Here is an 11,428-nt window from a genome sequence, read left to right on the forward strand (position 1 = left end):
ATGACGCTGCGGCGCAGCCGATTTTTCGGACTGCGCCGCAGTGCATTGGGCAGGCGAATGGGGTTCGATATCGATAACCGGCGTTGCATTGCGACAGTCTGTCGTGCAACGCCGGTATGATTCGTTCGTGCTCATGCCCGTTCATCCCTCATCGACATGACATCATCCAACCCGGCCGCCTGGCGGCAAAAGGCAATGCTTCTCGTGGTCTCGGTCGGCTTCTTCATGCAGACGCTCGACTCGACCATCGTCAACACCGCGTTGCCCGCAATGGCGCGCGATCTCGGCCAATCCCCGTTGCACATGCAGGCCGTCGTCATCGCCTATGCGTTGACGATGGCGGTAACGATTCCGCTGTCCGGCTGGCTGGCGGACCGGCTGGGTACGCGTGTCGTGTTCTCCAGCGCATTGACGATTTTCTCGATCGGCTCGGCGATGTGTGCCTATGCCGGCACGCTGGACACGCTTGTCGTTTGGCGCATCGTGCAGGGATTCGGCGGCGCGATGCTGTTGCCGGTGGGGCGTCTGGCCGTGTTGCGCACGTTCCCTCGCGAGCAGTACTTGCAGGCACTGGCGTTCGTCGCGGTGCCCGGCATGATCGGACCGCTGATCGGGCCGACGCTGGGTGGCTGGCTCGTCAAGGTGGCGTCGTGGCATTGGGTGTTTCTGATCAACGTGCCTGTCGGCGTCGCCGGCTGCATCGCCGCGCACTTCTTTCTGGCGAACGCGCTTGCGCCGCATCGGACATCGTTCGACGTGAAGGGCTATCTGCTGCTGTCCGTCGGCATGGTGGCGACATCGCTCGCACTCGATCGTCATGCGGATATCGCCGGGGCGCACGCGCTGATGCTGGTGTTGCTGGTGCTGGGTTTCGCGGGCTTCGTCGCCTACGGACTTTATGCAAATCGCGCGCCGCAGCCGCTGTTCTCGCTGGCGATGTTCAAGGTGCATACCTTCAGTGTCGGGTTGCTCGGCAACCTCTTTGCCCGCATCGGTATCGCCGCGGTGCCGTATCTCGTGCCATTGTTGTTGCAGGTGAGTCTCGGCTATTCCGCGTTCGAGGCGGGGTTGCTGATGCTGCCGATCACCATCACGGGGATTTTTGCGAAGCGCCTCGCCACATATCTGGTCGTGCGATTCGGTTATCGGCCGGTGCTGGTCTGGAATACGATTCTGGCCGGCTGTGTCATGGCGAGTTTTGCGCTCGTCACGCCGAACTATCCGGTGCCGTTGCTGATCGTGCAACTCGGCATTCTCGGCGGCATCAACTCGATTCAGTTCACCGCGATGAATACGCTCACGCTCAAGGATCTCAATCCGGACGATGCGAGCGGAGGCAACAGCCTGTTCTCGCTTGTGCAGATGCTGGCGATGAGTTTTGGTCTGACGGTCGGCGGTGCGTTGCTGGTCACGTTCACCGGGGCGTTCGGCGAGGCCGCAGGCGTGGGCGCGCTGCCGGCATTTCGAGCAACGTTCGCATGCGTCGGGCTGATCACCTGCTGCTCGTCGTGGATCTTCGCTCAACTGACGGATCGCGAGCAGATGGCCAACGACGACGGCAATGCGCTGGGGCAAGCTGCTGCCACGACGTCCCCTCCGCCTGAGCACTAGCCGGGATCAATGGGCATCGATTTGGATCAAGGGGCACCAGGGTGGATCAAGGGGCGGGGGCCGCGGGGATCAACCCGGATGAATGGAGACCCGCCGGGGCATCGCGATGTCGTCATCGGTGGTCGTCGATGATGAACGATGACCACCGATGATTACCGATGACTAATGATCACCAACGACCACCAACGACCACCAACGATGACTGATGGCGGTCGTCGGATCATCGGGATGGGCAATATGCAGGCGCCGTGGCGGCTATCCGATGGTGAGTACGGTGATGCGTCTGACGATCTTGCTGATCGCGCGCGACGACGGTCGGCGCGCGTTGAAATGATTCGATGGCGCGAAGGCGTGCTTCAGTGATGTCGCTGCGGCGTGTCTTTCTTGCTTTGGATGGATGGCGTGCGCAACTCGTTGAGGAAATGGTCTCGCACCATCGCGAGGGAGTCGGTTTCGGTGTCGGGATAGGCCCGTTGCAGTGCGTCCGAGACCTGCCGGGCGACGTCCGCGAGGATAATGCCCCAGACCGCTTCCTCCGAAACCTTGCGCGTCTCCTGATACATCCCGACTTTCATCGAGCAATACATCGCCTTCTCTGCGCTCCAGACGCGCAGCATCTCCACTGCGTCGTCGTCGGCCAGTACGGCGTCGGGGATGGGACATGCGTGCATCGAATTCCTCTCTGATCCTGAATCGGCCTACGTTGGCCGTCGGTTTTGTCGGGTCGGTGCCCGGCGGCGACTCCGTCCGGTACACAGGCTCTGCCTCGTGCAAAACCATGGACGAATCATGACGCGGCGCATCGCACGAACCCATCAGGTAACGACCGTAGATTGCTTTGGTCCTTGTCTGATAAATCAGGAGGCAAGGCGTGCCGTCTGCCTGGATGGGCCGCCGTCTAAGGGCTTTCCCTTCCCCCTGGGCGACCGGTGATGCCCGATCTTGTCCGCACCTATTTTTTTCGCTAGTATTTTAGGCATAAACTATTTACGATTTAACAAAGATCGAACGGTCGGTGAGCGCGACGCGATCTGTGAATCCGGAGGCTGGAGATGAATATCGTCTGTATCGGCGGCGGTCCCGCTGGTCTGTATTTCGGGCTGTTGATGAAGCTGCGCGAACCTTCCCATCGGGTGGTGGTGGTCGAGCGCAACCGTCCCTACGACACGTTCGGCTGGGGGGTCGTGTTCTCCGACGCGACGATGGACAACCTTCAGGAAGCCGACCCGGAGAGCGCTGCGCAAATCAATGCGGCCTTCAATCATTGGGACGACATCGATATCCACTTCGAGGGCCGCACGATCACCTCGGGCGGACACGGTTTCATCGGCATCGGCCGCAAGCGGCTGCTCAACATCCTGCAATCCCGCTGCGAAGCGCTCGGCGTCGAACTCGTCTTCGAGACGGACGTCATCGACGATCAGGAAATCGCCCGCCGTTATCAGGCCGACCTGCTGATCGCCTCCGACGGTCTGAACAGCCGCATTCGCACCCGTTACGCCGACACCTATCGTCCCGATATCGACACGCGTCGGAACCGCTTCGTCTGGCTTGGCACGCATCAGCGTTTCGATGCGTTCACGTTCGCTTTCGAGAAGACGGAGCATGGCTGGTTTCAGGCGCATGCCTACCAGTTCGACGCCGATACGTCGACATTCATCGTCGAGACGCCCGAGTCGGTCTGGCGCGCCCACGGTATCGATCAGATGAGTCAGGAAGCGGGCGTGAAGTTCTGCGAAAACCTCTTCGCCAAGTACCTTGGCGGTCACGCGCTGATGAGCAACGCCAAGCATCTGCGCGGCTCGGCCATCTGGATTCAGTTCCCGCGCGTGATCTGCGAGCACTGGGTGCATTGGTCGGATATCGACGGCAAGCTCATTCCCGTGGTTCTGATGGGCGACGCCGCCCACACCGCTCACTTCTCGATCGGCTCCGGCACCAAGCTCGCCCTTGAAGACGCCATTGCCCTGGCCGATGGCCTCGGCACGCAGGGCATTGACGCCCTGCCGCGCGTGCTGGCCGACTACGAAGCCGCACGCAGCATCGAGGTGCTCAAAATCCAGAACGCCGCACGCAATTCGACGGAATGGTTCGAGACGGTCGATCGCTACGCCCGCTTCGCGCCCGAACAGTTCGCCTATTCGCTGCTCACGCGCTCGCAACGTATCTCGCACGAAAACCTGCGCGTACGCGACGCCGCTTACGTCGAAGGCTACGAGGATTGGCTCGCCGAGCATGCCGGTGTGAAGCGCGCCGCCGGTCAGCACGCCATCCCGCCCATGTTCACGCCGTTCCGCGCTCGTGAACTCACACTGAAGAACCGTATCGTGATGTCGCCCATGGCGATGTATTCGGCTGTCGACGGTGTGCCCGGCGATTTCCATCTCGTGCACCTGGGCAGCCGCGCGCTGGGCGGCGCCGGCATGATCGTCGCGGAGATGACCTGCGTGTCGCCCGACGCGCGCATCACGCCTGGCTGCCCCGGCCTGTGGAACGACACGCAGCGCGACGCCTGGAAGCGCATCGTCGACTTCGTGCACTCGGGCAGCGATGCGAAGATCGCGATGCAGATCGGTCACGCCGGGCGCAAGGGGTCGACGCGTCTGGCATGGGACGGCATCGATCAGCCGCTCGCGCACGACAACTGGCCGCTGATCTCGGCCTCTGCGCTGCCATATATCGACGGCGTATCGCAAACGCCGCGCGAGATGACGCGCGCCGACATGGACCGCGTGAAGGACGACTTCGTTCAGGCCGCCCGCCGCGCCGCCGAAGCCGGTTTCGACTGGCTGGAGCTGCACTGCGCGCACGGCTATCTGCTGTCGAGCTTTATTTCGCCGCTCACGAATCGTCGTCAGGACGAGTACGGCGGGGCGCTGGAAAACCGGCTGCGCTATCCGCTGGAAGTCTTCGCGGCGGTGCGCAATGTCTGGCCGGCCGCCAAGCCGATGTCGGTGCGCATCTCCGCCCACGACTGGGTCGAGGGCGGCATCACGCCGGACGACGCCGTGGCCATCGCCCGTGCCTTCAAGGACGCCGGGGCGGATCTCATCGACTGTTCGTCGGGGCAGGTGAGCAAGGAAGAAAAACCGGTCTACGGCCGTATGTTCCAGACGCCGTTCGCCGATCGCGTGCGCAACGAGGCCGGCGTGCCGACCATCGCGGTCGGGGCGATTTTCGAGGCCGATCACGTGAACAGCATCATCGCGTCCGGCCGCGCCGACCTGTGCGCGCTCGCACGTCCGCATCTGGCCGATCCGTTCTGGACGCTGCATGAAGCGGCGAAGATCGGTTACAAGGACTTGCCGTGGCCGTCGCAGTACTATGCCGGCAAACGTCAGTACGAGACCAATCTGGAGCGTGCTGCCGCCTACGCGCAACAGATCGGTAAATAAGGACAAGTTCATGACGTCTACCCCAAGTTCCACGGCCACGGCGCCGGCATCGCTCAACGGCGTGCACGCGCTCGTGACGGGCGGCGCACGCGGCATTGGCGAAGCCGTGGCTCGCGCGCTGCTCGCTCAAGGCGCCCACGTCACGCTGCTCGGGCGCAGCGAAGCGAGACTCGCCGAGGGCGCACGCGCCCTGGCAGCGCAGGGGCAACTCGCCTGGGTGGCGGCCGACATCGCCGATGCCGCCGCCGTGCAAGCCGCGTTCGCACGCGCAGCGCAGCGTTTCGGTCCGGTGCAGGTGCTCGTCAATAATGCGGGGCAAGCCGTGAGCGCACCCTTCGGCAAGACGGACGCGCGGCTTTGGCAGCAGATGATCGACGTCAACCTGACCGGCACCTATCACTGCATTTCGGCAGCGTTGCCCGCCATGCTGGACAGCGGGTGGGGACGCATCGTGAACGTGGCGAGCACCGCCGGTCTGATCGGCTATCCGTACGTCACCGCATATTGCGCGGCCAAGCATGGCGTGGTCGGTCTGACGCGTGCGCTGGCGCTCGAGGTGGCGAAGAAGGGCGTGACGGTGAACGCCGTCTGCCCCGGGTATACGGAGACGGACATCGTGCGCGACGCCGTGGCGAACATCGTCGCCAAGACGGGGCGCAGCGAAGACGAAGCGCGGGCCGAACTGGCCAGGCGCAATCCGCAGGGGCGTCTCGTGCAGCCGCAGGAGGTTGCCGACGCCGTGCTGTGGCTCTGCCAGCCGGGCGCTGCGTCGATGACGGGGCAATCGATTGCTGTGGCGGGCGGGGAAGTGAGCGTCGGCTGACACCGCTGACGAAAGCGTCAGGACGCCGGGCGGGGCGAGACCGGTCGGCGGCATTCCAATCGAACGGGTTCGACAGGCATGCAGGCGCGACATACGAGCGCACCGCCGTCGGGCGACCCGATAGGCTGTCAAGGGCAACAGGGCAGCAGGACAACAGGGTAAAGGAGATCGGCCAATGAGTGACGTGAAACTGACGATGGCGCACCACAAGCGCCCGTTCGCGAACTACGAAGCCAGGCATTTTCTGTGGTCGGTGTCGAACGACGCTCAGGGGCGTCCGAGCATCGGCACGATCACGCTGAATCGTCCCGAAAAGAAGAATCCGCTCACGTTCGACTCGTATGCCGAATTGCGCGATCTGTTCCGAGGACTGGTCTACGCGACGGACATCAAGACGGTGGTCGTGACGGGCGCGGGCGGTAATTTCTGCTCCGGCGGCGACGTCCACGAAATCATCGGCCCGCTCACCCGGATGAGCATGCCGGAGTTGCTGGACTTCACGCGCATGACGGGCGATCTGGTCAAGGCGATGCGTGCCTGCCCGCAGCCGATCATCAGCGCGATCGACGGCATTTGCGCCGGCGCGGGCGCGATGGTCGCGCTGGCGTCGGACATGCGTCTGGGCACGCCGCAGACGAAGACGGCATTCCTGTTCGTGCGGGTGGGGCTGGCCGGCGCCGACATGGGGGCATGCACGCTGCTGCCGCGCATGATCGGGCAGGGGCGTGCCTCCGAATTGCTCTACACCGGGCGCGTGATGACGGCGGAAGAGGGTGTCCAATGGGGCTTCTTCAACGCGCTGCACGACGGCGGCGCGGTGCTCTCGGCGGCGCAGACGCTGGCCGATCAGATCGCATGCGGCCCGACCTTCGCGCATGGTGTGACGAAGAAGTTGCTGCATCAGGAGTGGAACATGGGGGTGGACGAGGCCATCGAGGCCGAAGCCGAAGCGCAGGCCATCTGCATGCAAACGAAGGATTTCCGCCGGGCTTTCGACGCGTTCGTCGCCAAGCAGAAACCGGTGTTCAAGGGCGACTGACTGATGAGCGCGATGACTCCCCATACCCTTCATACCCCTCATACCCCTCACAACGCGCGCAATGCCGATTTCCTTGCGTGGCCGTTTTTCGAAGACACCCACCGTCACCTCGGCGCGATGCTCGACGATTGGTGCACGCGTGAGCTCGATGTCGATCATCACGCCGATACGGATGCGACGTGCGCGTCGCTGGTACGCCAACTGGGGCGCGCCGGATGGCTGAAGTATTGCGTGCCCGCGAGCCATGGCGGTGCGCTCGACACGCTGGATTCGCGTGCGCTGTGCGTGCTGCGCGAGACGCTGGCGCGTCACGACGGTCTTGCGGACTTCGCGTTCGCGATGCAGGGCCTGGGCAGCGGTGCGATCACGCTCGCGGGCAGCGACGCGCTCAGACAGCGCTATTTGCCGCGTGTGGCCTCGGGCGAGGCGATCGCCGCTTTCGCGCTGTCGGAGCCGAATGCCGGCTCCGACGTCGCCGCGATGGCCTGCTCGGCCACGCCGGACGGCGACGCTTACCTCCTGAACGGCGAGAAGACGTGGATTTCCAATGGCGGCATTGCCGACTTCTACTGCGTGTTCGTGCGCACGGGCGAGGCGCCGGGCGCACGCGGCATCAGTGCGTTCGTGGTGGATGCCGACACGCCGGGGCTGACGATTGCCGAGCGTATCGATGTGAGTGCGCCGCATCCGCTGGCGCGCCTGAAGTTCGAGAACTGCCGTGTGCCCGCGTCGCAACGTCTGGGTGAGGCAGGGCAGGGCTTCAAGGTCGCCATGATGACGCTGGACATCTTCCGCGCCTCGGTCGCGGCCGCCGCGCTGGGCTTCGCCCGTCGGGCGTTGGACGAAGGGTTGGCGCGTGCGAAGTCGCGCGAGATGTTCGGCCAGACGCTGGCGGACTTTCAACTGACGCAGGCGGCGCTGGGCGACATGGCGACATCGGTGGATGCGGCCGCCTTGCTCACGTACCGCGCCGCATGGCAGCGCGATGTGCTCGGACAGCGCACGACGCGCGAAGCGGCGATGGCAAAGATGTTCTCGACCGAATCGGCGCAGCAGGTCATCGACCGTGCATTGCAGATGTTCGGAGGCGCGGGCGTGGTGTCGGGCGCGGTGGTGGAGCGCCTGTACCGCGAGATCCGCTCGCTGCGGATTTACGAAGGGGCAACGGAAGTGCAAAAACTGATCATCGCGCGCGAATTGCTCAAGGACGGTTGATCCTTGGCGTTCGACGTGCGGGACATGGCGGTGCGCAGTAATGAGTGATGAGTGATGAGCGGTGAGCGGTGAGCGGTACATGGTTTGGCAGGATTTGTGATGTGCGCAGTGGCAACCCACGCAGACAGGGATGGCATGGCGTCTTGCAATAGCACTTGGCAGCACTAGGACTGGGTCTGACGCGTAGCGTCGGCGTCATGCTTGATTACCGGGGGCAAGGAGAAGCACATGGAACGATCTGGACATCTCGACACCTTCGCGCGCGACAATCTGCCGCCCGCGGATCAGTGGCCCGAGTTTCTGCTCGACAATCCGGACGTGGCATACCCGGCGCGCATCAATTGCGCCGCCGAACTGCTGGACCGCGCGATCGCCCAGGGACGCGGTGACGCGCCCGCGATCTATTCGCTCGAGAACGGACAGCCGACCGTCACGACGTATCTCGGTCTGCGCGAGCGGGTCGACCGCATCGCCCATGTGTTGCGCAACGATATGGCGCTCGTGCCGGGCAACCGTGTGCTGCTGCGCGGCCCCAACAATCTCTTCATGGCCGCTGCCTGGCTCGCGGTCATCAAGGCGGGCCTCGTCGGTGTGCCGACGATGCCGCTGCTGCGCGCGAAGGAACTCAAGCAGATCGTGGACAAGGCCGAAGTCAGTGCTGCGTTATGCGATGGTCGTCTCAAGGAAGAACTCGAATTCAATCGTCAGCCCGGACACGACTACTACTGTCCGGTGTTGTCGAAGGTCGTCTATTTTCATGACGTTGGTGAGGACTCACTGGAGGCTCGCATGGCCCGCCAGCCGGCGAGTTTCGAGGCCTGCGACACGGCGGCGGACGACGTTTGCCTGATCGCCTTCACGAGCGGCACGACGGGGCAGCCCAAAGGCACGATGCACTTTCATCGGGATGTGCTGGCGATGTGCGATCTGTTCCCGCGTCACGTACTCAAGCCGGGGCCGGACGACATCTTTTGCGGCACTCCCCCGTTAGCGTTCACTTTCGGCACGGGGGGCTTGCTGACGTTTCCGCTGCGTGTCGGCGCGGCGACGGTACTGCTGGAAAAGCTCACGCCGGACAGTCTGTTGCAGGCCATTGCCGACTATCGCGCGACGATCTGTTTCACCGCGCCGACGTTCTATCGTCAGATGGCGGCGCTCGTCGGCAAGTACGATCTGTCGAGTCTGAAGAAGACGGTGTCCGCCGGCGAGGCGCTGCCGGATGCGACACGTCAGTTGTGGAAGCAGGCGTCGGGCATCGAGATGATCGACGGCATCGGCGGCACGGAGATGATCCACATCTTCATCTCGGCGGCGAACGGCGATGTGGTGCCGGGCGCCATCGGCAAGCCGGTGCCGGGCTACATCGCCATGATCGTCGACGAGAACATGCAGCAGTTGCCGCCGGGGACTGTGGGCAAACTGGCGGTGAAGGGGCCGACGGGATGCCGCTATCTGGCGGACTCGCGGCAGACGAATTACGTGAAGAACGGCTGGAATCTGCCGGGCGATACGTTCATGTGCGACGAAGCGGGCAATTACTACTATCAGGCGCGCTCGGACGACATGATCGTCTCCGCCGGCTATAACATCGCGGGTCCCGAAGTGGAATCGGCGTTGTTGCAGCATCCGGCGGTTGCGGAGTGCGGTGTGGTCGGGGCGAACGACGAGGCGCGCGGTCAGATCGTCAAGGCCTACGTGGTGCTCAAGGCCGGTGAGCCGCGCGACGACGCGATGGTCAAGGCGCTTCAGGAGTATGTGAAGGCTAACATCGCGCCGTACAAATACCCTCGGGCGATCGAGTTCGTGGACACGCTGCCGCGCACCGAGACGGGCAAGCTGCAACGCTTCAAGCTGCGGCAAATGGCGCAATAAGCCAATCGCCGTGGGAGCGTGGGCGCTCCAGTGGGCGCCCACTGACTTTTTGTGAGGGGAGACGAACGATGACGGAGGCGGAGGTGGCGGAGCGGGCTTTCGTGAAGCCGTTGCTGGTGCGCTTCAAGCACTGCGATCCGGCAGGTATTGTGTTTTATCCGCGCTATTTCGAGATGATCAACGATCTGGTCGAAGACTGGTGCGCCGAAGGGCTCGGCCTGTCGTTCGGCGAGATGCATCTGCGCGATGGTATGGGGGTGCCGACGGCCAATATCGAGTGCCGTTTCAGCGCCCCGAGTTTTCTGGGCGAGACGCTGGTGCGCTCGCTCGAAGTAACGCGGCTGGGCCGCGCCTCGATGACGTTGCGCATTCGGTTCGCCGGCGCGAACGACGAGACGCGTTTGCAAGCGACGCTGGTGTTGGTCTGGGTGGCGAAAGGCGAAGGCGGCAGACCTGTGCCGATCGCCGTGCCTGCCGCCCAGCGCGAAGCCATCGTGCGCTTTGCCGCACCCGATTCTGTGATTGAAGGAGTGTCCTGATGCTGCAAGTTCTCCAACCGCCCGAATGGGCGAAACCGCGCGGCTATGCCAATGGCATGGCGTTCGAGATGACGGCGGGCAGCCGCATCGTATTCGTCGGCGGTCAGATCGGCTGGAATGCGCAGCAACGTTTCGAGACGGATGATTTCGCGCTTCAGGTGCGCCAGACGCTGGAGAACATCGTCGCGATTCTGGCCGAAGGGAAGGCCAGACCGGAACACATCGTCCGGATGACGTGGTACGTGAAGGACAAGCGCGAGTATGTGGCGAATTATCCCGCCATCGGCGAACACTACCGTGCCGTCATCGGACGTCACTTTCCGGCCATGACCGCCGTCGAAGTCGCCGATCTCGTCGAGGACGAGGCCAAGGTGGAAATTGAAGTGACCGCCGTTGTGCCGGCGGCCTGATCCGGTCGCAACCACGTATGTCTTGGTTCGCCGGGGCACGGGCGGAATCCCTTCCCCTGGCGACGCCTTTCTCGGCTCACGCCGCCTTCGGCTTGCCCTGCACGGCGTCCAGCGCCGCCTGCGTGAGCCAATACGTGCCGGGCAAGTCCTGCTCGTCGCAGTTGTGCCCCTCGCCGCCCCGGTCCACGACGATGAAGTCGCTCACTTCATGCAACGCCAGCAACGGGTGATGCCACACGCCCCTCGCGTAATTCACACCCTGCCAGCCGTCCGAGACGAAGGCGCGCATCCGGCTCACGTCCAGTTCACCCGCCGGCGCCACGACCACCAGATACGGCGTGGTCTTGAGCGGAAGGAAGGCCTGACTGCCCAACGGGTGACGCTCCAGCATCTTCACCTCGTACGGTAACGACCTCGGCTGCCCACGGAAGACGTTGACGAGCGTGCGCCCGCCCTGCGGACCGAGATCCACCGTGGCCAGATCGTGAAATCGCTCGGTCGTGCCGCCGTTGATCGCGAAATGT

The 11,428-nt window shown here is 63.8% G+C and carries 10 protein-coding genes; 8 read left to right on the forward strand and 2 right to left on the reverse strand.

Annotated elements, in window-relative coordinates:
* The first annotated feature begins 156 nt into the window (after positions 1 to 156).
* Entirely contained in the window at positions 157 to 1,611 is a 1,455-nt protein-coding gene (gene mdtD / locus PAN31108_RS07280; RefSeq protein ID WP_370819588.1) for a multidrug transporter subunit MdtD, read from the forward strand.
* Between the two features lie 356 nt (positions 1,612 to 1,967).
* Here mdtD and PAN31108_RS07285 read toward each other — a convergent pair whose 3' ends face one another.
* The gene (locus PAN31108_RS07285) at positions 1,968 to 2,282 is read right to left on the reverse strand and encodes a DUF5076 domain-containing protein (RefSeq protein ID WP_150668199.1); all 315 of its coding nucleotides are present in this window, start codon (positions 2,280 to 2,282) and stop codon (positions 1,968 to 1,970) included.
* A gap of 381 nt (positions 2,283 to 2,663) precedes the next feature.
* On the opposite strand from PAN31108_RS07285, the gene PAN31108_RS07290 reads away from it, so the two are divergent.
* The 7 genes from PAN31108_RS07290 (at position 2,664) to PAN31108_RS07320 (ending at position 10,904) form a co-directional block, all read left to right on the forward strand.
* Complete coding sequence (locus tag PAN31108_RS07290) at positions 2,664 to 5,006, forward strand: bifunctional salicylyl-CoA 5-hydroxylase/oxidoreductase (RefSeq protein WP_150668200.1); 2,343 nt, start codon at positions 2,664 to 2,666, stop codon at positions 5,004 to 5,006.
* Between the two features lie 10 nt (positions 5,007 to 5,016).
* On the forward strand, positions 5,017 to 5,829 hold the full coding sequence (locus tag PAN31108_RS07295) for an SDR family NAD(P)-dependent oxidoreductase (RefSeq protein ID WP_150668201.1): 813 nt from the start codon (positions 5,017 to 5,019) through the stop codon (positions 5,827 to 5,829).
* A gap of 175 nt (positions 5,830 to 6,004) precedes the next feature.
* Positions 6,005 to 6,868 (forward strand): enoyl-CoA hydratase family protein, encoded by an 864-nt coding sequence (locus tag PAN31108_RS07300; RefSeq protein ID WP_150668202.1) that lies wholly within the window; start codon positions 6,005 to 6,007, stop codon positions 6,866 to 6,868.
* A 12-nt stretch (positions 6,869 to 6,880) separates the two neighbouring features.
* Positions 6,881 to 8,083: an acyl-CoA dehydrogenase family protein gene (locus PAN31108_RS07305; RefSeq protein WP_150668238.1), complete on the forward strand. Its 1,203-nt coding sequence runs from the start codon at positions 6,881 to 6,883 to the stop codon at positions 8,081 to 8,083.
* A gap of 228 nt (positions 8,084 to 8,311) precedes the next feature.
* A complete protein-coding gene (locus PAN31108_RS07310; RefSeq protein WP_150668203.1) occupies positions 8,312 to 9,955 on the forward strand; it encodes an AMP-binding protein in 1,644 nt (547 codons plus the stop codon).
* 68 nt (positions 9,956 to 10,023) lie between these two features.
* Entirely contained in the window at positions 10,024 to 10,494 is a 471-nt protein-coding gene (locus PAN31108_RS07315; RefSeq protein ID WP_150668204.1) for an acyl-CoA thioesterase, read from the forward strand.
* Positions 10,495 to 10,496: 2 nt separating this feature from the next.
* A complete protein-coding gene (locus tag PAN31108_RS07320; protein WP_150668239.1) occupies positions 10,497 to 10,904 on the forward strand; it encodes a RidA family protein in 408 nt (135 codons plus the stop codon).
* A gap of 76 nt (positions 10,905 to 10,980) precedes the next feature.
* Here the strand turns inward: PAN31108_RS07320 and PAN31108_RS07325 are convergent.
* Positions 10,981 to 11,428 (reverse strand): ureidoglycolate lyase (locus PAN31108_RS07325; RefSeq protein WP_150668205.1); only part of this gene is annotated, 448 nt, incomplete at its 5' end.

This window comes from Pandoraea anhela (genome assembly GCF_902459655.1).
GTDB lineage: Bacteria > Pseudomonadota > Gammaproteobacteria > Burkholderiales > Burkholderiaceae > Pandoraea > Pandoraea anhela.

Coding starts and splice junctions, on each gene's coding strand:
- mdtD (WP_370819588.1), top strand. CDS start 157: ATGACATCATCCAACCCGGCCGCCTGGCGGCAAAAGGCAATGCTTCTC.
- PAN31108_RS07285 (WP_150668199.1), bottom strand. CDS start 2,282: ATGCACGCATGTCCCATCCCCGACGCCGTACTGGCCGACGACGACGCA.
- PAN31108_RS07290 (WP_150668200.1), top strand. CDS start 2,664: ATGAATATCGTCTGTATCGGCGGCGGTCCCGCTGGTCTGTATTTCGGG.
- PAN31108_RS07295 (WP_150668201.1), top strand. CDS start 5,017: ATGACGTCTACCCCAAGTTCCACGGCCACGGCGCCGGCATCGCTCAAC.
- PAN31108_RS07300 (WP_150668202.1), top strand. CDS start 6,005: ATGAGTGACGTGAAACTGACGATGGCGCACCACAAGCGCCCGTTCGCG.
- PAN31108_RS07305 (WP_150668238.1), top strand. CDS start 6,881: ATGACTCCCCATACCCTTCATACCCCTCATACCCCTCACAACGCGCGC.
- PAN31108_RS07310 (WP_150668203.1), top strand. CDS start 8,312: ATGGAACGATCTGGACATCTCGACACCTTCGCGCGCGACAATCTGCCG.
- PAN31108_RS07315 (WP_150668204.1), top strand. CDS start 10,024: ATGACGGAGGCGGAGGTGGCGGAGCGGGCTTTCGTGAAGCCGTTGCTG.